Origin of the sequence: Streptomyces sp. VTCC 41912, from assembly GCF_045799175.1 — a bacterium.
GTDB lineage: Bacteria > Actinomycetota > Actinomycetes > Streptomycetales > Streptomycetaceae > Streptomyces > Streptomyces albulus_C.
In genome coordinates, this window is the sequence record NZ_JBJMAB010000021.1 from 1 (window position 1) to 20,939 (window position 20,939).

14 protein-coding genes are annotated in these 20,939 nt (G+C 75.0%); 3 read left to right on the top strand and 11 right to left on the bottom strand.

Going from position 1 to position 20,939, the window contains the following annotated elements:
• Positions 1-210 precede the first annotated feature (210 nt).
• The 9 genes from ACJ6WD_RS25660 to ACJ6WD_RS25700 all read right to left on the bottom strand — a co-directional run bounded on the left by ACJ6WD_RS25660 (position 211) and on the right by ACJ6WD_RS25700 (position 11,849).
• Entirely contained in the window at positions 211-834 is a 624-nt protein-coding gene (locus tag ACJ6WD_RS25660) for a TetR/AcrR family transcriptional regulator (protein WP_016575243.1), read from the bottom strand.
• The gene (locus tag ACJ6WD_RS25665) at positions 822-1,571 is read right to left on the bottom strand and encodes an enoyl-CoA hydratase family protein (RefSeq protein WP_407616576.1); all 750 of its coding nucleotides are present in this window, start codon (positions 1,569-1,571) and stop codon (positions 822-824) included. The genes ACJ6WD_RS25660 and ACJ6WD_RS25665 overlap by 13 nt, the downstream gene beginning before the upstream one ends.
• Positions 1,568-3,184 carry a 4-coumarate--CoA ligase family protein gene (locus ACJ6WD_RS25670; RefSeq protein ID WP_407616577.1) on the bottom strand — a complete coding sequence of 539 codons (1,617 nt, stop codon included), beginning with the start codon at positions 3,182-3,184 and terminating at the stop codon, positions 1,568-1,570. The genes ACJ6WD_RS25665 and ACJ6WD_RS25670 overlap by 4 nt, the downstream gene beginning before the upstream one ends.
• Before the next feature lie 116 nt (positions 3,185-3,300).
• Entirely contained in the window at positions 3,301-4,476 is a 1,176-nt protein-coding gene (locus ACJ6WD_RS25675; protein WP_407616578.1) for an acyl-CoA dehydrogenase family protein, read from the bottom strand.
• A 116-nt stretch (positions 4,477-4,592) separates the two neighbouring features.
• Positions 4,593-6,533, bottom strand: coding sequence for a biotin carboxylase N-terminal domain-containing protein (locus ACJ6WD_RS25680; protein WP_331249239.1), 1,941 nt, complete (start codon positions 6,531-6,533; stop codon positions 4,593-4,595).
• A gap of 30 nt (positions 6,534-6,563) precedes the next feature.
• Complete coding sequence (locus tag ACJ6WD_RS25685) at positions 6,564-8,162, bottom strand: acyl-CoA carboxylase subunit beta (RefSeq protein ID WP_407616579.1); 1,599 nt, start codon at positions 8,160-8,162, stop codon at positions 6,564-6,566.
• A complete protein-coding gene (locus tag ACJ6WD_RS25690) occupies positions 8,159-9,862 on the bottom strand; it encodes an acyclic terpene utilization AtuA family protein (protein ID WP_407616580.1) in 1,704 nt (567 codons plus the stop codon). The genes ACJ6WD_RS25685 and ACJ6WD_RS25690 overlap by 4 nt, the downstream gene beginning before the upstream one ends.
• Positions 9,859-10,662: a TIGR03084 family metal-binding protein gene (locus ACJ6WD_RS25695; protein WP_407616581.1), complete on the bottom strand. Its 804-nt coding sequence runs from the start codon at positions 10,660-10,662 to the stop codon at positions 9,859-9,861. Before ACJ6WD_RS25695 ends, ACJ6WD_RS25690 begins: the two co-directional genes overlap by 4 nt.
• Before the next feature lie 269 nt (positions 10,663-10,931).
• Positions 10,932-11,849 carry an EamA family transporter gene (locus ACJ6WD_RS25700; protein WP_407616582.1) on the bottom strand — a complete coding sequence of 306 codons (918 nt, stop codon included), beginning with the start codon at positions 11,847-11,849 and terminating at the stop codon, positions 10,932-10,934.
• A gap of 257 nt (positions 11,850-12,106) precedes the next feature.
• Here ACJ6WD_RS25700 and ACJ6WD_RS25705 point away from each other — a divergent pair, with 257 nt between their 5' ends.
• Both ACJ6WD_RS25705 and ACJ6WD_RS25710 read left to right on the top strand, forming a co-directional pair.
• Positions 12,107-12,958, top strand: a complete 852-nt coding sequence (locus ACJ6WD_RS25705; protein ID WP_331249224.1) for a LysR family transcriptional regulator — start codon at positions 12,107-12,109, stop codon at positions 12,956-12,958.
• Positions 12,959-13,204: 246 nt separating this feature from the next.
• On the top strand, positions 13,205-14,983 hold the full coding sequence (locus ACJ6WD_RS25710; protein ID WP_407616583.1) for an FG-GAP repeat domain-containing protein: 1,779 nt from the start codon (positions 13,205-13,207) through the stop codon (positions 14,981-14,983).
• Here the strand turns inward: ACJ6WD_RS25710 and ACJ6WD_RS25715 are convergent.
• A complete protein-coding gene (locus ACJ6WD_RS25715; protein WP_407616584.1) occupies positions 14,965-17,949 on the bottom strand; it encodes an FAD-binding and (Fe-S)-binding domain-containing protein in 2,985 nt (994 codons plus the stop codon). The two genes, ACJ6WD_RS25710 and ACJ6WD_RS25715, sit on opposite strands and share 19 nt — an antisense overlap.
• Positions 17,950-18,170: 221 nt before the next feature.
• A complete protein-coding gene (locus ACJ6WD_RS25720) occupies positions 18,171-19,631 on the bottom strand; it encodes an FAD-binding oxidoreductase (protein WP_407616585.1) in 1,461 nt (486 codons plus the stop codon).
• 100 nt (positions 19,632-19,731) lie between these two features.
• Between ACJ6WD_RS25720 and ACJ6WD_RS25725 the strand changes: the two genes are divergently transcribed.
• Entirely contained in the window at positions 19,732-20,820 is a 1,089-nt protein-coding gene (locus ACJ6WD_RS25725; protein ID WP_331249228.1) for a WYL domain-containing protein, read from the top strand.
• The last annotated feature ends 119 nt before the right edge of the window (positions 20,821-20,939 follow it).

The following is a 20,939-nucleotide window of genomic DNA, read 5'->3' on the forward strand; positions in this document are numbered from 1 at the left end:
AGCAGGTGAATCCACCCACGGAGCCGCAGCAACCCACCAACACAAGCCCCCACCACCCGCCAACCCGGCACCGCACCCAACCAGCCCCGCGCAGCGGACAACGCCCCGCGCAGCGGCCCCGCGCCGCAGGCGCACACAGAAACCCCCACGGCGGGACAGCCGACAACGTGGGACGAAGCCCGCCGCAGGCGACAACGTGGGAAGCCGAATTCACCGGCTGAGGAGGGAATCCAAGATCTTCGCCCATTGGGCGACGACGCGGTCCCGGCGTGGGGTGTCGTCGGTCAGGAGGTTGGCGAGGCCGAGGCCGCGGGCCATGTCGAGGAGGCCCTGGACCGTTTCGCGGACGCCGGGGACGGACTCGTCGGCGTCGAGCAGGGCGACTGCGGTGCGGTGGGCCTCGCGGCCCACTCTGGCTTCGAGGGCGGTGACGCGGTCGCGGAGTTGTTCCTCGTCGGAGGCGGCCACCCACAGGTGTAGGGCGGCGCGGAACAGCGGGCCGGTGTAGAGGGCGACGACCTCCTCGACGATGCGCCAGGTGCGGGCGAGGGAGCCGGCCGGCGGCAGGTCGTGTGCCAGTGCCTTGAGCGCGCTCCGGCGTTTCTCGGCGACGTGCTCGACGGCGGCGGTGAACAGGTCTTCGCGGGTGCGGAAGTGGTGTTGGGCGGCGCCTCGGGAGACGCCGGCGCGTTCGGCGACGACGGAGACCGTGCTGCCGCTCCAGCCGCGTTCGGCGAGGCAGGCGACGGCGGCTTCCAGGAGTTTGAGCCGGGTGGCGCGGCTGCGTTCCTGTTGGGGCTCTTTGGGGCGGCGGGCGGGGGTCAGCGCACCCATTCCGGGTCCCGTCGTTCGAGGAAGGCGGTCATGCCTTCGCGGGCTTCGGCGGAGCCGAAGAGGCGGGCGGAGCGTTCGGCGAGTGCGTCGGTGTCGCGGTCGAAGGCGGCCAGGACGGGGGCGGTGACGAGTTTCTTGGATTCGGCGAGGCCCTGGGGGGAGCCCTTGCGCAGTCCGTCCAGGAGGGGTGTCAGGCCGGCGTCGACGTCGTCGGCGGCGAGGGTGACGAGGCCGATCCGGGCTGCTTCGGTGGGGCCGAACTTCTCGCCGGTCAGGTAGTAGCGGGCGGCGGCGCGGGCGTCGAGCCGGGGCAGCAGCGGCAGGGAGATCACGGCGGGGGCGAGGCCGAGCCGTGCCTCGGTGAAGGCGAAGGTGGACTGCGGGCCGGCGACGGCGAGGTCGCAGGCGCCGAGCAGTCCGAGCCCGCCGGCGCGGACGTGGCCGGTGACCCGGGCGACGACGGGTTTGGGCAGTGCGACGAGGGTGCGCAGCAGCCGGGCGAGGGCCAGTGGGCCGTCCTTGGCGTCGCCGGCGGTGGCTTCGGCCAGGTCCGCGCCGGCGCAGAAGGTGCCGCCGGTGTGGGTGAGCACCAGGGCGCGGGCGTCGTCGTCGGCGGCGTCGGCGAGGGCCTGGTGCAGTTCGGTGACCAGGCGGGTGGAGAGCGCGTTGCGGTTGTGGGGGGAGTTGAGGGTGAGGGTGGTGATGCCGCGCTCGTGGGCGCGCTCCACGTACGTCATCGGGGCGTCGAGCTCCTTTCCCTGGCGCGGAGTTCGCGCCGGAGGATCTTTCCGGTGGTGGCGCGCGGCACGCTGTCCAGGAACTCCACGCGGCGCACCTTCTTGTACGGGGCAACTCGCTCAGCAACGTAGGCGATGACCTCGTCCGCGGTGAGCGCGGCCCCTGGTTGGCGGACCACGAACGCCTTGGGGATCTCGTTGCCGTCCGCGTCGGGGACGCCGATGACGGCCGCGTCGGCGACGGCTTCGTGGGCGAGCAGCAGCGCTTCCAGGTCGGCGGGGGCCACCTGGTAGCCCTTGTATTTGATCAACTCCTTGACGCGGTCGACGACGTGGAGCCAGCCGTCGGCGTCGGTGCGGCCGACGTCGCCGGTGTGCAGCCAGCCGTCGGGGTCGATCATCGCGTCGGTGTCGGCGGGGCGTCCCAGGTAGCCGCGCATCACCTGCGGGCCGCGGATGACGATCTCGCCGCTCTGCCCGGGGCCGAGGTCGCGCCCGGTTTCCAGGGAGACGATCCGCAGTTCCGTACTGGGCAGGAGGGTGCCGACCGCTCCCGGTGGCGGGGCGTCCGCGTCGGGCGGTACGACGTGGGTGGCCGGGGAGAGTTCGGTCATGCCGTACGCCTGGAGGACGGTGGGCAGGCCCAGGCGGCGGGCGCAGGCGGCGGCGAGTTCGGCGTCCAGGGGCGCGGCGGCGCAGAGCACGCGCCGCAGGGAGGTCAGGTCGAAGTCGTCGACCATCGGGTGCTTGGCGAGCGCCAGCACGATGGGGGGCGCGGTGTAGACCTCGGTGATGCGGTGCTGCTCGATGGCGGTGAGGAACTGGCGCAGGTCGAAGCGGGGCAGTACGACGACGGTGGCGCCGTTGCGCAGGGGGGCGTTCATCAGGGCGGTGAGCCCGTAGATGTGGAAGAAGGGCAGGACGGCCAGGACGCGGTCCTCGGGGCCGTTGGCCATCACGGGGGCCAGTTGGGCGAGGTTGGTGGCGATGCTGCGGTGGGTGAGCATCACGCCCTTGGGGGCGCCGGTGGTTCCGGAGGAGTACGGGAGCGCGGCCAGGTCGGTGGCGGGGTCGATCTGCGGGGCGGGTTCCGGGTGGTCCTCGGTGGTCAGGTCGAGGATGGAGCGGTGGCCGTCGGCGCGGTCGCAGAGGAGGATCTCGGTGAGGCCGCCGGCCCGTTGGGCGGCGGCCCGGGCGGTGTCCAGCAGGGCCGCCACGGTGACGATCCGGGACGCCCGGGAGTCGGTCAGCTGGCGGGCGAACTCGGCTTCGGTGGCCAGCGGGTGGACGGTGGTGACCGCCGCCCCGCAGCGCGACGCGGCGTAGAACACGACGGGGAAGAGGATCGAGTTGGGGCTGTGCAGGGCCAGTACGTCGCCCTTGCCCAGGCCGGAGGCGGCGAGGGCGGCGGCCAGGCGGCGGCTGAGGTGGTCGAGGGCGGCGTAGTCGAGGGTGTCGCCGGTGAGCGCGTCGACCAGGGCGGGGCGGGCGCCGTGTGCGGCGGCCCCGCCCAGGACGGCGTCGTGGATCGGCACCTCCAGGGGCGCGACGTCGGGGTGTGCGCTGCGGAAGACGTGGGTGGGGTGGGGCGTCTGGGGTGCCTTGCGTGCCATGGGAGGGACCTTCCCTGGGGCGGCGGTGGACGGCGGGGCCGGGCCTTCCTTCCCGTGTGCCGGGCCGGTGGGCGCCGCGCCCGGTGGTCGGGGCCCGGCGCGCACCGTCCGTTCGCTCAGTACGACTTGGGCAGTCCCAGGGACTGGTGCGAGATGAAGTTGAGGATCATCTCCCGGCTGACCGGGGCGATCCGCGCCACCCGGGCGGCGGTGATCAGCGACGCCAGGCCGTACTCCTGGGTGAGGCCGTTGCCGCCGAGGGTGTGCACGGCCTGGTCGACGGTGTGCACCGCGGCTTCGGCGGCCGCGTACTTGGCCATGTTGGCGGCCTCCCCGGCGGCCATGTCGTCGCCCGCGTCGTAGAGCAGGGCCGCCTTGCGCATCATCAGTGCGGCCAGTTCCAGTTCGACGTGGCACTGGGCGAGCGGGTGGGCGAGGGCCTGGTGGGCGCCGATGGGCTCCTTCCAGACCTGGCGGGTGCGGGCGTAGTCGACGGCCTGGGCGAGCGCGTAGCGGCCCATGCCGAGGGCGAACGCGGCGGTCATGATGCGTTCCGGGTTGAGGCCGGCGAACAGTTGCAGCAGGCCGGCGTCCTCGTCGCCCACCAGGGCTTCGGCGGGCAGCCGCACGTCGTCCAGGGTCAGCTCGAACTGCTTCTCGGGCGCGGCGAGTTCCATCGGCACCGGGCTGCGGCCAAAGCCGGGGGCCTCGCGCGGGACGATGAACAGGCAGGGCTTGAGCTTGCCGGTGCGGGCGTCCTCGGTGCGGCCGACGATCAGCGTGGCCTCGGCGATGTCGACGCCGGAGACGAAGATCTTCCGCCCGTTGAGGATCCAGTCGGTGCCGTCCCTGCGGGCGGTGGTGGTGATCCGGTGGGAGTTGGATCCGGCGTCCGGTTCGGTGATGCCGAAGGCCATCTTGCGGCTGCCGTCGGCGAGTCCGGGCAGCCAGCTGCGCTTCTGCTCCTCGGTGCCGAAGCGGGCGATGACCGTGCCGCAGATCGCCGGGGAGACCACCAGCATCAGCAGGGGGCAGCCGGCTGCCCCCAACTCCTCCAGTACGAGGGCGAGTTCGGTGATGCCGGCGCCTCCGCCGCCGTACTCCTCGGGCAGGTTCACCCCGAGGTAGCCGGCCTTGGCGGCGTCCTGCCACAGTTCGTCGGTGTGCTTGCCCGCCGCGACGACGGCGGTGAAGTACTCCCGGCCGTAGCGCTTGGCGAGCGCGGCGACGGCGGCGCGCAGGGCGCGGTGTTCCTCGGACTCGATCACGGAGTTGCTCAGGGCGGTGCGCATGACGGCTCCTGGGGCGGTGTGTGAGTGCCTGCGGTACGGGGTGTGAGTGCCTGCGGTACGGGGTGTGAGTGCCTGCGGTAAGGGGTGCGGTGCGGGCGCCGGTCGTGGGGCCGGCGTCAGTCGGTGACGACGGCGAGCAGGGTGCCGACCTCGACCTGCTGGCCGGTGCGGGCCGGCAGCGCGGTCACGGTGCCGGCCGCCGGTGCGGTGATCTTGTGTTCCATCTTCATGGCCTCCAGCCACAGCAGCGGCTGGCCGGCCGCCACCCGGTCGCCCTCGGCCAGCCCGTCCGCGATCCGCACGACCGTGCCGGGCATCGGGGCGAGCAGCGATCCGGGCTCCGTGCGGGCCGTGGGGTCGGGGAAGCGGGGCAGTGCGGTGAGGGCGCGGGCGCCCAGCGGGGAGTCGACGTGGATCCGGTCGCCGTAGCGGGCGAGGGCGAACGCCCGCCGCACCCCGTCGACCTCCAGCACCACCTCGTCGGCGGCCAGGGCGAGCAGCCGCACGCCCGGGAAGCCCTCGGCGGCGAGCCCGGCGCGGCCGAGCCGGTAGCGGACCCGGTGGGTGCGGTCCCCGCGGGCGTACTCCTTGGTCTGGGGGCCGGCGGGGACGTTGCGGAAGCCCCCGAAGCGGGAGCGGCCGTGCGCGTCGGCGAGCGCGGCGGCCAGCGCGCACAGCCCGTCGTGGGCCGCGTCGTCCGCGCCGGTGGTGGTGAGGGCGTCGAGGTGGCGGTCGTAGAAGCCGGTGTCGAGCCCGGTGGCGGTGGCGAACGCGGGGTGCCGTAGCGAGCGGACCAGCAGGTCGCGGTTGGTGACCGGGCCGTGGATGCGGGCCCGTTCCAGGGCGCCGGCCAGTTTGCGGACCGCCTCGGCGCGGGTGGGCGCCCAGGCGACGACCTTGGCCAGCATCGGGTCGTAGTGGACGCTGACGGTGTCGCCGTCGGTCAGGCCGGAGTCCAGGCGGACGCCGTCCGGTACGCCGATGCGGTGCACGGTGCCGGTCTGCGGCTGCCAGTCGGCCGCCGGGTCCTCCGCGTAGAGCCGGGCCTCGACGGCGTGGCCGTGCGGTGCGGGCAGCGCGGCGGGCAGCGGCTGGCCCTCGGCGACGGCGATCTGGAGGGCGACGAGGTCGAGCCGGTAGATCTCCTCGGTGACCGGGTGTTCCACCTGGAGGCGGGTGTTCATCTCCAGGAAGTGGGCCCGGCCGTCGGCGGCCACCAGGAACTCGACGGTGCCGGCGCCCCGGTAGTCGATGGTCCGGGCGGCCTGGGCGGCGGCCCGGTGCAGGGCGTCGCGGAGCGCGTCGGGCAGTCCGGGGGCCGGCGCCTCCTCGATGACCTTCTGGTGGCGGCGTTGGAGCGAGCAGTCGCGGGTGCCGAGCGTCCAGACGGTGCCGTGCGCGTCGGCGAGCACCTGCACCTCGACGTGCCGCCCGCCCTCGACGTAGGGCTCGACGAACACCTCGCCGTCGCCGAAAGCGGCCGCCGCCTCGGCCCGCGCCGATGCCAACGCCGGTGCCAGCGCGTCGAGTTCCCGCACGATCCGCATGCCGCGCCCGCCGCCGCCGGCCGCCGCCTTCACCAGCAGCGGCAGGTCGGCGGCGGTGGCGGCGGCCGGGTCGAGGGGCGCCAGCAGCGGCACGCCGGCCGCGGCCATCAGTTCCTTGGCGCGGGTCTTGGAGGCCATCGCCTCGATGGCGGCGGGCGGCGGCCCGATCCACACCAGCCCCGCGTCGGTGACCGCGGCGGCGAACGCGGCGCTCTCGGAGAGGAACCCGTACCCGGGGTGGACGGCGTCCGCGCCGGCCGCCAGTGCCGCCTTCACGATCAGCTCGCCGCGCAGGTAGGTGTCAGCGGGCGCCTCGCCGGGCAGCCGGACGGCGGCGTCCGCCTCCCGCACGTGCGCGGCGTCGGCGTCCGCGTCGGAGTGCACGGCGACGGTGGCGACGCCCAGGTCACGGCAGGTGCGGAAGATCCGGCGGGCGATCTCGCCGCGGTTGGCGACGAGGACCGAACGGATCTCGGTGCGGCCGGACTCCCGGGCGTCGCCCCCGGGCACGGTCACGGAATCGTTGCTGGTCACGGAACCTCACATCCGGAAGACGCCGAAGCCGCCCCGCGCGCCCTCGACCGGCGCGGTGTGGACGGCGGACAGGCACAGGCCGAGGACGGTGCGGGTGTCGCGCGGGTCGATGACGCCGTCGTCGTACAGCCGCCCGGACAGGAACATCGGCAGCGATTCGGCTTCGATCTGCTGCTCCACCATGGCGCGCAGCGCCGCGTCGCCGTCGTCGTCGTAGGGCTGGCCCTTCGCGGCGGCGGAGGCCCGCGCCACGATGGAGAGCACCCCGGCGAGCTGTTGCGGGCCCATCACCGCCGATTTGGCGCTCGGCCAGGCGAACAGGAACCGCGGGTCGTACGCCGGCCCGCACATCCCGTAGTGCCCGGCCCCGTACGACGCGCCCATCAGGACCGACAGGTGCGGTACCCGCGAGTTCGACACCGCGTTGATCATCATCGCGCCGTGCTTGATGATGCCGCCCTGCTCGTACTCCTTGCCGACCATGTAGCCGGTGGTGTTGTGCAGGAAGAGCAACGGGACGTCCCGCTGGTTGGCCAACTGGATGAACTGCGCGGCCTTCTGGCTCTCCGCGCTGAACAGCACCCCCTGCGCGTTGGCGAGGATCCCCACCGGGTAGCCGTGCAGCCGTGCCCAGCCGGTGGTCAGGCTCGTCCCGTACAGCGGCTTGAACTCGTCGAAGTCCGAGCCGTCCACGATCCGGGCGATCACCTCGCGCGGGTCGAACGGTGCCTTGAGGTCGCCCGGGACGATCCCCAGCAGCTCCTCCTCGTCGTACTTCGGCGGCTCGGCCGGGCCCGGATCGGCGTGCGCCTTGCGCCAGTTGAGTCGGGCCACCACTCGGCGGGCCTGCCGCAGCGCATCGGGCTCGTCCAGCGCGAAGTGGTCCGCCAGTCCCGACGTGCGGGCGTGCATCTCCGCGCCGCCCAGCGACTCGTCGTCGCTCTCCTCGCCGGTGGCCATCTTCACCAGCGGCGGCCCGCCGAGGAAGACCTTGGCCCGCTCCTTGACCATGATCACGTGGTCCGACATGCCGGGGACGTACGCGCCGCCGGCCGTCGAATTGCCGAAGACCACCGCCACCGTCGGGATGCCGGCCGCGGACAGCCGCGTCAGGTCCTTGAAGAGCGCCCCGCCCGGGATGAAGATCTCCTTCTGGCTCGGCAGGTCGGCCCCGCCGGACTCCACCAGGCTGACCACCGGCAGCCGGTTGGCGCTGGCGACCTCGTTGGCCCGCAGCGCCTTCTTGAGCGTCCACGGGTTGCTCGCCCCGCCGCGCACCGTCGGGTCGTTGGCGGTGATCAGGCACTCCACGCCCTCGATCACGCCGATCCCGGTGACCAGCGACGCGCCCACCGCGTAGTCGCTGCCCCAGCCGGCGAGCGGCGACAGTTCCAAAAAGGGCGTGTCCGGGTCCACCAGCAGCTCGATCCGCTCGCGGGCCAGCAGCTTGCCGCGCGCGCGGTGCCGGGCGACGTACTTCTCGCCGCCGCCGGCGAGCGCCTTGTCGTGCTCCCCGGCCACCTCGTCCAGCTTCCCCAGCATCGCCGCCCGCCGCTCGGCGTACTCCGCGCCGGCGGTGTCGAGCGCGGTCCTCAGGACGGTCACAGCAGAACCTCCGGTATCCGAACGTGACGGGAGCGCAGCCACTCCCCCAGCGCCTTGGCCTGCGGGTCGAACCGGGCCTGCGACGCGACGCCGTCCCCCAGCAGCCCCTCGACGGTGAAGTTCAGCGCCCGCAGTCGCGGCAGCACCTCCCGCCGCACCTCCAACTCGCCGATTTCCGGGAGGAGTTCACGCAGTCGTCGCACGGTCAGTTCGTGCGCCAGCCACCGCCATCCGTCGTCCGTGCGGGCCCACACCCCGACGTTGGCCGATCCGCCCTTGTCGCCGCTGCGGGCCCCGGCGACGCGCCCCAGCGGAGCCTTCCGGGTCGGGCCCGCGGGCAGCGGCTCGGGGAGTTCCTCCGGCACGGCGGCCGGCTCCGCGGCCCGCGCCGGTGCGGGCGCCACCGCCACCCGCTCCCCGTCCGGCAACACCGCCACCTGCGCCACGTCCGCTGCCGCCACGTACGCGGCCTCGAACACGCCGTACGGGGCGCCCTTCCCCGGCGGCGCCGTCACATGGAAACCGGGGTAGCTGGCGAGCGCCAGCTCGATCGCCGCCCCGCTCACGGCCCGCCCGACGGCCTCCGCGTCCGGGTCCCGCACCACCAGCCGCAGCAGCGCGCTGGCCTCCTCCTGGACGGCCGCGTCGGCGTGATCGGTCCGGGCCAGCGACCAGCTGACCTCCCGCGGCCGGCGGCCGGCACGGTCCAACGCCGCCTCCAGCTGGCCCCGTACCAGCGCCGCCTTGGCCTCCACGTCGAGGCCGGTGAGCACGAACACCACCTCGTTGCGCCAGCCGCCCAGCCGGGTCAGCCCGACCTTCAGCGTCGCCGGCGGCGCCTCGCCCCGCACCCCGCCGATCCGCACCCGGTCCGGCCCGTCCGCCGTCAGCCGCACGGTGTCCAGCCGCGCCGTCACGTCCGGCCCCAAGTAGCGGACGCCCGCCGTCTCATAGAGCAGCTGGGCGGTCACCGTGCCCGTGGTGACCGCGCCGCCGGTCCCCGGGTGCTTGGTGATCACGGCACTGCCGTCGGCGTGGATCTCGGCCAGCGGGAAGCCGGGCCGCCGCAGGTCCCCCAGCTCCTCGAAGAACGCGTAGTTGCCGCCCGTCGCCTGCGTCCCGCACTCCAGCACATGCCCCGCGACGACCGCGCCCGCCAGCCGGTCGTGGTCGTCCGCCGCCCAGCCGAAGTGCGCCGCGGCCGGCCCGCTGACCAGCGCCGCGTCCGTCACCCGGCCGGTGACGACGACGTCCGCGCCGCCCCGCAGGCACGCCGCGATGCCCGCCCCGCCCAGGTAGGCGTTGGCGGTGAGCACGCCCTCGCCCCACCCCCGCCCCAGGAGGTCGTCGCCCTCGACGTGCGCGACCCGCACCGGGACGCCGACCCGCGCACTCAACTCCCGCACGGCCTGGGCGAGTCCGGCCGGATTCAGCCCGCCGGCGTTCGTCACGATCCGCACGCCGCGCTCGACGGCGAGCCCCAGCCCCTCCTCCAACTGCCGCAGGAAGGTCTTGGCGTACCCCAGCCGCGGGTCCTTCAGCCGGTCCCGGCCCAGGATCAGCATCGTCAGCTCGGCCAGATAGTCCCCGGTCAGCACGTCCAGCCGCCCGCCGGTCAGCATCTCCCGCACGGCCTCGAACCGGTCGCCGTAGAACCCCGACGCGTTCCCGATCCGCAGCGGCTCCGCGCCCGCCGTCACCGCCGTACCCCGCCCGGCGCCCGTCCCGGTCCGGCCGGCCCGGCGAAGGACTGCGCGATGCCCAACCACCGTTCGGCGTCCGGCCCCACCGCCACCAGCGAGACGTCGTCGCGGTGCACCCGCTGCGTCACCAGCAGGCAGAACTCCAGCGCCGTCCCACTCACCCGCTGGGCGGCCCCCGGCGGCCCGAACGTCCACTCCTCGCCACCGGGCCCGACCAGCTCGACCCGGAACTCCTCGGCCGGCGGCGTCAGCCCGTGCACCGCGTACGCGTAGCCGCGGGCCCGTACCCCGATCCGGGCGACGTGCCGCAGCCGCGCGGTCGGCACCCGCCGCACCCCCAGCGCATCGGCCACGTCCTGTCCGTGCGCCCAGGTCTCCATCAACCGCCCGGTCGCCACCGACGCCACGCTCATCGGCGGCCCGTACCAGGGCAGCTTGGCGCCCGCCGGCTGCGCCGCCAGCACCGCCAGCAGCTCCGTCCGGCTCGCCCGCCAGCGTGCCAGCAGCTCGGCGGGCGCCAGCCGGGCGCCGCGTTCGGCCGCCTCGTCCACGAACGTCTCCGGCGACGCCATCGCCGCCGCCACCTCGCGCCCGAACGCCTCGGGGTCCACCGCCGACTGCACGGCCCGCTCGTCCGTCCACAGCAGGTGCGCGATCTGGTGGGCGATGCTCCACCCGGCGGCCGGGGTCGCCCGCCCCCACTGGGCCGGCGGCAGCTCCGCCACCAGCCCGTCCACTTCCTCGCCCTCGGCCCGCAGGTCCGCCAGGACCTCCCGAACCTCCCGCGGATCGGCCATCGCGCGCTCTCCTCATCCACGCCGGTCGCCCATGTCCCTTACGGGCAGGGCGGGTTGACAGCTGCGGTGATGCGAGAACCGAGCGTGGCAGCGCGACCAGAAACAATCAAGCACGCATGCATGATTTTCTGCCACGTCACGCCGACGCACCCGTGCCACGCCGACGCCCCGCGCGCACCGCGTCCACCGCGCTGCCGCCCGACGACCCCCGGGCGAACCGGCCGACGACCCCGCCGACACCCCTGAGGCCGGCTACGCGACCGGCGCCCTCACCGCCGTGCCCCGCTCAACACCGCCCCCGCACTGGCCACCACGACCAGGCCGATGGCCAGCAACTCCACCCACCCCAACGCCTGGCCCAGCACCAGGAACCCGGCCGTGGCGGCCGCCGCCGGCTCCAGGCTCATCATCACCGCGAAGCCCGACGCCGGCAGCTTCCGCAGCGCCAGCAGCTCCAGGGTGTACGGCAGCACCGACGACATCAGCGCCACGGCCGCCCCCAGGCCCACCGTCACCGGGTTCAGCAGCGCGCCGCCCGCGCTGGCCACCCCGAGCGGCAGGCTCAGCACCGCCGCGACCGTCATCGCCAGCGCCAACCCGTCCGCCTGCGGGAACCGCTGCCCGGTCCGCGCCGACAGCAGGATGTACGCGGCCCACAGCCCACCGGCCGCCAGCGCGCACCCGGCACCGACCAGGTTCAGCCCGTCGAAACCCGCCCGGCCCAGCAACACCACGCCGCCCAGCGCCAGCGTCGCCCACAGCACGCTCAGCAAACGCCGCGACGTCGCCACCGACAGGATCAGCGGGCCCAGGAATTCCAGGGTGACCGCGGCGCCCAGCGGAATCCGGTCGATCGCCTGGTAGAAGAGCGAGTTCATGCCGGCCAGCGCGACACCGAAGGCGACGATCGTCGCCCAGTCGCCCCGCCCGTAGCCCCGCACCTTCGGCCGGCACGCGACCAGCAGCACCAGCGCCGCCACCACCAGCCGCAGCGTGACCACGCCCAGCGCCCCGGCCCGCGGGAACAGCAGCACCGCCACCGACGACCCGAACTGCAGCGAGACGATGCCGCCGATGACCAGCCCCACCGACACCAGCCGGCTGCGGGCCCGCGCCGCGCCCGGCCCGGCCGCACCGCGCGCCGCGGCCGCCGCCTCGGCCGACAGCACCTCCGGCGAGGGCGGCACGGGCCGGGGTATCCCCCCGCCCGACGCCTCGACGGCGGAGCCGACGGGCGAGGCGGGGGCCGGGCGGGAGCCGTCGGAACCGGCGGAACCAGCGGAACCAGCGGAACCAGCGGAACCAGCGGAACCAGCGGACGAGGGCAAGCCGTCGAAGTCGCCGGAGCCGGCGGGCGACGCGGGAGAAGCATTCACCCTCCCACGCTACGACCCGCGTTCGCGCACGTGAAATGCGATTTCGCCGGTTGTTATGCTCCGCACGCATGAGCATCGAGCTGCGTCATTTCCGCTGCTTCCTCGCCGTCGCCGACACCCTCAGCGTGACCCGCGCCGCCGAACGCCTCCACCTCACCCAACCCGCCGCCTCCCGCACCCTGCGCCAGTTGGAGGACGCGCTCGGCGTCCGCCTCGTCGACCGCTCCACCCACCACGTGGCGCTCACCCCGGACGGCGTCGCCTTCCGCGACCAGGCCGCCCTCGCGGTCGCCGCCTTCGACCGCGCCCTGACCTACGGGCACCACGCCGGCTGGCCGCTCCGCCTGGGCCACGCCTGGTCGGCGGCCGGGGCGGACACCACCGCGCTGCTGCGCCGCTGGCACGAGGAGCACCCGGACACCCCGCTCCAGCTCCTGCGCATCGACGACCGCACGGCCGGCCTCGCCCGCGGCGACGTCGACGTGGCCCTCCTGCGGGGCGAGGTGCGCACCCCCGGCCTGGTCACCGAGCAGCTGACGACCGAGCCCCGGGTGGCCGGCCTGCCCGCCGACGACCCGCTGGCCGACCGCCCCGCCCTCTCCCTCGCCGACCTCGCGCCGCGCACCCTCGCCGTGAACACCGTCTCCGGCACCACCACCCTCGACCTCTGGCCGCCCGAGGCCCGCCCCTCCTCGACGCTCACCATCGGCAACACCGACGACTGGATCGCCGCCATCACCGGCGCCCGCGCGGTCGGCGTCACCACCTCCGCCACCGCCGGCATGCACCCCCACCCGGCGATGGCCTACGTCCCCCTGACCGACGCCCCGCCCGTCCCCGTCGTCATCGCCTGGCGCGACGCCCCGGGCCACCCCCGCATCCCGGACCTGGTGGCGTTGGCCCGTGAGGTGATGGGCTAGGCGGGGCCGAGCGGCGTTCGCGACCGGACGACCCTCCAACTCCCCACCTCACAGCGTCATTTCGCAGCGCAACCGAAATCGACTTCACCATTCCGTCACTGCTTGTACACTCCTTCCACCCGGGCACCTTCACCCTCCGTGCGCCCCCTCGGGGGCACTGCCCCCAGCGGGCCCGCGTGAGCCGTGCACTCCTGCACCCACCCCGTGAACCGCCCGGTCCTGTCGCTGCTTCCTGTGGGGGGAACCTTGACTTCCGCTGCACCCGTCCGCATCGGCGGGGCGCGCTCCCGGCGCGCCCGGCACCTCGCGGCCTGCACCACGCTCGTCCTCTGCGCCGGCACCCTGCTGTCCGCGCCGGCGTCGGCCGAGGACCGACCGACCGCACCGAACCGGCAGACCACGGCGCACCGCCCGGTCGACGACCGGCAGCCGACCCTGCTGCGCCCGCCACGCACCGGGGAGCGGCGGGGCGTCGCGGGCGAGGGGAGGGCCGTGGCCACCGCCAAGGCCCCGCCGCGCTTCGACCTCAACGGGGACGGAGCGAGCGAAGTCCTCTACCGGGCACAGGACGGTGGAGTGCGCGTCGTCCTGTCCGACGGGTCAGCGGTCGGCGGGTTCAACCTCGGCGGATCCGCGGGCGAGATGTTCAAGGACCTCGTCCCCGTCGGCGACCAAGACGGTAACGGGACCATGGAGATCCTCACCCTGTCGTCCGACGGAACCCTCGCCATCCGCAGCAGCTACGCCACGTCCGACGCGACGGAGCCGCACTGGTCGGGGAAGGGGTGGAACGAGTACAACAAGATCCTGGCCCCCGGCGACCTGACCGGCGACCACAAAACCGATCTGCTGGCCCGGGCACCCTCCGGCGAGCTGTACCTCTACCGGTCCAACGGCCGTCTGGTCGCCCCGTTCGCCGCCCGCGTCAAGGTCGGCGGCGGTTGGCAGGTCTACGACCAGATCGTCGGCGTCAACGACGCGAACGGCGACGGATACGGGGACCTCTACGCACGCACCCCGGGCGGCGACCTCTACTTCTACGCGGGCACCGGCGACGCCGCGGTCCCGTTCAAGGACCGGGTCAAAGTCGGCTACGGCTTCGGGATCTACAACCAACTCCTCAGCGTCGACGATTACGACGGCGACGGATACGGGGACCTCCTCGCACGCAGCACGGCGGGCGAGTTGTTCCGCTACCGCTCCGGCGGCGCCGGGCAACTGCTCGCTCGCGACCGACTGGGGTCGGGCTGGGGGGTGGCGTCACTCTTCGCCGGTGCGGGCAGCAACCCGTACCTGGGCAAGTCCGAACTGCTGGGACTCGACACCCGCGGCTCCCTCTTCTACTACCACGCGCTGAATAACGGCATGCTGAGTGCCCGTCAGCCGATGAGCAGGGAAGGGGAATTCACCGGGGCGCGGCTCTTCTTCGCCTCCTCGCTGGACGGGAACGGCCGGGGCGACGTCTTCCAGATCCATGACGGCGGCCTGTACAACTACGAGCACCCCTCGGGCACCGGCCCCGCCTACCTGGGCCCCGGCTGGGACATCTACTCGACCGTGTTCGGCCCCGGCGACCTCGACGGCGACGGCAAGGGCGACCTGCTGGCGCGCGACCGTGCGGGCGTCCTCTACCTCTACCCGGGCGACGGCACCGGCTACCGGGTCGGCGGCCGGATCAGGATCGGGGCCGGTTGGAACGCCTACGACGCGCTGGTCGGCGCGGGTGACTTCACGGGTGACGGCCGGTCGGACCTCGTCGCCCGGACTCCCGGCGGCGCGCTCTCCCTCTACGCGGGCACCGGCGTGGCCGGCGCCCCGTTCAAGGCGCCGGTGAACCTCGGCGGCGGCTGGAACGCGTACGTCCGGCTGGCCGCCCCGGGTGACATCGACGGGGACGGCCGCGCGGACCTGCTCGCCGTCGACTCCCGCGGCGACCTCTACCGCTACCTCGCCGACGGCACCGGTCGGTTGACGCCCCGGGTGAAGATCGGCAACGGCTGGAACACCTACAGCGGCCTGTTCTGATCCCGCTCCGCCTCTCCTCCCGCGTCCAGTGCCTCCGCCAGGACCTCCGCCAGGTGGCGGCCCGGGCGTGCGCCGAGTTGGGCGAGTTGGGTGCGGCAGGAGAAGCCGTCGGCGAGGATCTCGGCGTCCGGGGCGGCCTCCCGTACGGCGGGCAGGAGTTGGTCCTCGGCGCAGGCGACGGAGACGTCGTAGTGGCCGCGTTCGAAGCCGAAGTTGCCGGCCAGTCCGCAGCAGCCGCCGCTCAACGCGCCGGTCAGTCCGGCGCGTTCGCGCAGTCGGCGGTCGGCGGCGTCGCCGAGGACCGCGTGCTGGTGGCAGTGGGTCTGGCCGGCGACCGTGCGGTCGAGGCGGGGCGGGGTCCAGTCGGGGGCCAGTTCTTCCAGCGTCTCGGCGAAGGTGCGGACGGAACCGGCGAGCCGGGCCGCCCGGGGGTCGTCGGCGAGCAGTTCCGGCAGGTCGGTGCGGAGCGCCGCGGCGCAGCTCGGTTCCAGGACGACCAGGGGGCGGCCGGGCTGTACGAGGGGGTCGAGGACCTCCACGGTGCGGCGCATGACGGCCCGGGCCCGGGTGAGTTGGCCGGTGGAGACGTAGGTCAGGCCGCAGCAGAGGCCGGGGCGGGGCAGCGGGCGCACCGGGCGGTCTGCCAGGGGGGCGGTGGGGGGAAGCAGGGGGCGGAGGCCGGCGGCTTCCAGGACGCGGACGGCCGCCCGCCCCACCTCCGGGGAGAGGTGGTTGGTGAAGGTGTCGGGCCACAGGACGACGGTCCGGCCGCCCGTGGGCGCGGCGTGCCGGCGCCACCACCAGCGGCGGAACGTCTCCCGCGCCAGCTGGGGGATCTCCCGCTCGGGGGCGATTCCGGCGAGCCGCTTGGCGACGGTGGCGAGCGGGGTGCGGGCGAGGGCGTTGAGGGCCGGCGCCACGGGGGCGGCGGCGTGCAGCCACTGGGGCAGCCGGCCCATGGCGTAGTGGGCGGCGGGGCGGAGCCGGCCCGCGTAGTGGTGGTGCAGGAACTCCGCCTTGTAGGTGGCCATGTCGACGCCCACCGGGCAGTCGCTGCGGCAGCCCTTGCAGGACAGGCAGAGGTCGAGGGCGTCGCGCACCTCCGGGGAGCGCCAGCCGTCGGTGATCACCTCGCCGGCCAGCATCTCGTGCAGCAGCCGGGCGCGCCCGCGAGTGGAGTGCTGCTCGTCGCCGGTGGCGCGGTACGACGGGCACATGACGTCGGACGATCCCGAACCGAGCTGCTCCGTACGGCACTTGGCGACGCCGACGCAGCGGCGGACGGCGGCGGTGAAGTCGCCGTCGTCGTGCGGGTAGCCGAACTCCACCGGGACCGGGCCGGGCGGCAGCGGGGCGAAGCGCAGGTTGGCGTCGAGGGGGGCGGGGCGGACCAGCATGCCGGGGTTGAGGCCCGCGGCCGGGTCCCACAGGTCCTTGAACCGGCCGAAGACGCCGACCAGTTCGTCGCCGTACATCGCGGGGAGCAGTTCGGCGCGGGCCTGGCCGTCGCCGTGCTCCCCGGAGAGGGAACCGCCGTGCGCCACCACCAGGGCGGCCAGGTCGGTGGAGAACTCCCGGAAGCGGCGGATGCCGGGCGGGGTGAGCAGGTCGAAGTCGATCCGGACGTGGATGCAGCCGTCGCCGAAGTGGCCGTAGGGGGTGCCGCGCAGCCCGTGCTGGGCGAGCAGGGACCGGAAGTCCCTGAGATAGGGGCCCAGTTGGGCGGGTGGGACGGCGCAGTCCTCCCAGCCGGGCCACGCCTCGCTGCCGTCGGGCATGCGGGTCGCCGTGCCGGAGGCGTCCTCGCGGATCCGCCACAGGGCACGCTGGCCGGCCGGGTCGGTGACGAGGGCGTGGCCGGTCGCGCCGTCCGCCCGCGCCGCGCGGCACAGCGCCTCGGCCCGGGCGGCGGCCTCCGCGGGGCTCGCCCCGCCCGTCTCGGCGAACAGCCAGGCGCCGCCGTCGGGCAGGCCGTCGGCGCCCTTGCCGACCAGGTCGGCGGCCATGCCCTCGACGGTCAGCGGCCCGTGCGGCAGGAGGGTGTGCGCGGCCTCGGCGGCGGCGCCCTCGTCGGGGTAGGCCAGGACAGCCAGCGCGCGGGCCGCGGGCGTCGCCACGAGCCGGACGGTGGCCTCGGTGAGCACGCCGAGGGTGCCCTCGCTGCCGGTGAGGGCCCGGGCCAGGTCGGTGCCGGCCTCGGGCAGCAGGGCGTCCAGGGCGTAGCCGGAGATCCGGCGCGGCAGTCCGGTCGGGTAGCCGGTGCGCAGCAGCGCCAACTCGCGCTCGACCAGCGCGTGGACGCCGTCGCGCAGGCGCGGCGGGAGGCCGGTGGGGCGGCCTTCGGCGTCGGTGCCGCGGCCGGCCCGGACGGCCTCCCCGCCGTAGGTGAGCAGTTCCAGGGCGTGGATGTTGTCGGCGGTGGTGCCCCAGGCCACCGAGTGCGAGCCGCAGGAGTTGTTGCCGATCATGCCGCCGAGGGTGCAGCGGCTGTGGGTGGAGGGGTCGGGGCCGAAGGTCAGGCCGTGCGGGGCGGCCGCGGCCCGCAGGTCGTCGAGGACGACGCCCGGCTGGACCACGGCGGTGCCGGCCTCGGGGTCCAGTGCGACGATCCGCCGCAGGTGGCGGGTGAAGTCCAGGACGACGCCGGTGCCGGTGGCCTGGCCGGCGATGCTGGTGCCGCCGCCGCGCGGCACCACCGGGACGCCGTGGTCGCGGCAGACCCGCAGCGCCGCGGCGACGTCCTCGGCGTCCCGGGGCGCGACCACCGCGTCCGGGACCCGCCGGTAGTTGGACGCGTCCATCGTCATCAGGGCCCGGTCGGCGGCGGTGGCCGAGACCTCGCCCCGCACCGCCGCGGCCAGGTCGCGGGCCAGCTCCCGGCGGGCGGCGGCCGCCCGCTCGGTCGCCCGCCCGCCGGTGCCCGGTCCGCCGCCGTTCCGCTTGTCCGTCTCCGTGCGCTCAGCCATGCCTCCAGACTGCCCACGGAGGGCGGGGGCGGATCAAGGGCCGCGGACGAAGTCGACGAGAGTGTCGCCCCCAGCATGGAACACATGAGCGACGACGCCTCCGGGGGTAGCCCGCACGACACCAAGGGTGTCCGCCGCGTTGGTCGGGTCCGGTCCGGACGGCGGACGCGCGGCAGGCGAACGGACGGCAGGCGTACGGGGACGCGCGCCTCGTAGGGGGCTCACCCGGCGTACGGGTGGAAGTGGAAGACGTTCTCCGGGTCGTGCGCGGCCCTCAGCTCCGCCAGTCGGGCCCGGGTCGCGCTCCCGTGGGTGCTGCCGGCCACCGCCGCCGCGTCCGCCCGTCCCCGGTGCTCACCGAGGAGGAAGTTGACGCTCCGTCCGATCCGCCAGGGCGCGACCGCCGCCAGCGCCGCCGCGTGCACCTCCCGTACGGTCGCCAGGTCGCCCGCGGGGTCGGCGTCGCCCAGCGGCGACAGCACCCGCAGCGCGAACCGCGCGGCGCGGTGGCCCACCGCGCCGGCCCCCGCGCCCCCGGTGGGGCCGGTCGCCAACGCCCCGCCCAGGTGGTTGAGCTGGACCACCACCATCACCGGTGCGGCCGGCCCGGTCAGCGCCGCCACCCGTTGCAGCGCCGCCGCGTCCAGGCCGTCGAGGAGGGCGTTGTCACCGTTGTAGGCGTGCGGGTCACTGGGGTCGCGGTGGATGGTGTGGGACTCCTCGTAGGGCATGTCGCGCAGGTCGTCGGCGACCGCGGGGCCGATCGCGCGCAGCGGGGCCACCAGGCGTTCGCCCTCCTCGGCGGGGCCGGTGAAGGCGATCCGGATCTGGAGGAGGTGGCGGCCGCGCAGCGTCGGCGGCAGCTGCGGCAGGTCCGGGTAGACGACCAGCGCCAGTGAGGAGGTCAGGGTGTCCGGGACGGTCTCGGTCCACCGCAGGTACGCGGCGAGCGCGGCGTCGATCCGCTCGGCGCCGAAGACGAGTTGGCCGCCGTAGAGCCGGGCGACCGGCAGCAGGGCGAACTCCATGCCGGTGACCACCCCGAGGCCGTGCCCGCCGCCGAGCAGCCCCCAGAAGAGGTCGGGGTCGGTGTCGGGGGTGACCCGGACCCGGCGGGCGTCGGCGGTGACCAGTCCGACGGCCCGCACGTGGTCGGCGGCGAACCCGTAGGTGCGGGCCAGCACGCCGACCCCGCCCCCGAGGGTGTACGAGACCACGCCGACGCCGGGCGAGGAGCCGTTGAGCGGGGCGAGCCCGTGCGGGGCGGCCGCCGCGACGACCTGTCCCCAGACGGCGCCGGCGGCGACCCGCGCGGTGCGCGTCGCGGGGTCCACGGTGACGTCGGTCATCCGTCGGGTGCTGATCAGCAGGCCGCCGTCGGTGGCGCTCGACAGGCCGTGTCCGGTGGCCTGGACGGCGACCGGCAGGTGCCGGGCGCGGGCGAAGGCGACCGCGGCGGCCACGTCGGCGGCGTCCGTCGCGCCGACGACGACCGCGGGGCGGTGCCGGTGGCCGGCCTGGAAACCGGACCGCTCGGCGTCGTAGCCCTCGTCCCCGGGGCGGAACACCGGCCCGCCGACCTGCCGGGCGAGCTCCGCCACGGCGGCGGGGGCGGGTGCGGTGGCGACCGGGCGGGGAACGGCGGGGCGGGGCGTGCGGGCGGGTGCTTCGGGCGTCGTCATGGCCCGCACTCTCCGGCAAAAACTTGACACCTGCCGTCATGTTTGGAACGGCTTCCGGAGCGGGCTGCGGGGCGGCGCGCAGGGGGGATATAAACCGGGGGTGAAGGCCGACCGTCTGCTCTCGATCCTGCTGCTCCTCCAGACCCGGGGCCGGGTGCCGGCCGGCGAACTCGCCGCGCGCCTGGAGGTCTCCACCCGCACCGTCTACCGCGACGTCGAGGCGCTGTCGGCGTCCGGGGTGCCGGTCTACGCCGAGCGCGGCCGGCACGGCGGGATCGCGCTGCTGCCCGGTTTCCGGACCGACGTCACGGGACTGACCAGCGACGAGGCGCGGGCGCTGTTCATCCTGGCCGCACCGGGCGCGCACCGCGCGCTGGGCCTGGACGACGCGCTGGGCTCGGCGCTGCGCAAGGTGATGGCGGCGCTGCCGGCCCCGCACCGCCCGGCCGCCGAACTGGCCGGCCGCCGCGTCCTGGTGGACCCGGACCGCTGGCTGGGCGGCCCCCGCCCGGCGGTGGACCTGGACGAGTTGCAAAGGGCCGTCTTCACCGACCGGCGGCTGCGGATCCGCTACCGGCACGGCGGCGAGACGCGGCTGCGCACCTACACCGTCGACCCCTACGGCCTGGTCGCCAAGGCCGGGACCTGGTACCTGGCCGCCGACCGGCGCGGCCGACCGCAGCTGTTCCGGGCCGACCGGGTGGCGTCGGCGGCCGTCACCGACGCCCCGGTGCGGCGGCGGGCGGGCGTGGAGCTGGCGGAGGTCTGGGCGCAGTTGCGGCGGCAGGTGGAGGAGCGGCCGGCGCCGGTGCGGGTGACCGCCCGGATCCGCCGGGAGCGGCTGGACCTGGCGGTGCGGATCCTGGGCGGCGCGCTGACCGCTCCCCCGCGGATCGTGGAGCCGGCGGAGGCGGAGCGGCACACGGACGGGACGGGTGAGGCGAACGGGACGAATGGGTCCGACGCGACGGGCACGTCGGACGGGGCGGACAGGACGGACTGGGCGACGGGTGGCTGGGCGGTGCTGGAGCTCGGCTACCCGGTGCTGTCCGCCGTCCGCCAGCTGCTCCAGTTCGGCGACTCCCTGGAGGTGCTGGACCCCCCGGAGGCCCGCCGGGTGCTGGCCGACGCCGCGGCGGCGCTCACCACCCTCTACGCGGCGGACCGCACCCCGCACCGGTCCGAGTGATCGCGCAGGTCAGGGCCGTCGCAGGACGGGGCATCCGCAACCTGTGAGGCGCCTGTGACGGCCCGTGTCCACACTCCGACCGCCCGTCATCTCACCGGCTGGACGCTCCGCCCTGCCCC

Coding starts and splice junctions, on each gene's coding strand:
- ACJ6WD_RS25695 (WP_407616581.1), bottom strand. CDS start 10,662: ATGGCCGATCCGCGGGAGGTTCGGGAGGTCCTGGCGGACCTGCGGGCC.
- ACJ6WD_RS25715 (WP_407616584.1), bottom strand. CDS start 17,949: ATGGCTGAGCGCACGGAGACGGACAAGCGGAACGGCGGCGGACCGGGC.
- ACJ6WD_RS25660 (WP_016575243.1), bottom strand. CDS start 834: ATGGGTGCGCTGACCCCCGCCCGCCGCCCCAAAGAGCCCCAACAGGAA.
- ACJ6WD_RS25665 (WP_407616576.1), bottom strand. CDS start 1,571: ATGACGTACGTGGAGCGCGCCCACGAGCGCGGCATCACCACCCTCACC.
- ACJ6WD_RS25720 (WP_407616585.1), bottom strand. CDS start 19,631: ATGACGACGCCCGAAGCACCCGCCCGCACGCCCCGCCCCGCCGTTCCC.
- ACJ6WD_RS25675 (WP_407616578.1), bottom strand. CDS start 4,476: ATGCGCACCGCCCTGAGCAACTCCGTGATCGAGTCCGAGGAACACCGC.
- ACJ6WD_RS25705 (WP_331249224.1), top strand. CDS start 12,107: ATGAGCATCGAGCTGCGTCATTTCCGCTGCTTCCTCGCCGTCGCCGAC.
- ACJ6WD_RS25670 (WP_407616577.1), bottom strand. CDS start 3,184: ATGGCACGCAAGGCACCCCAGACGCCCCACCCCACCCACGTCTTCCGC.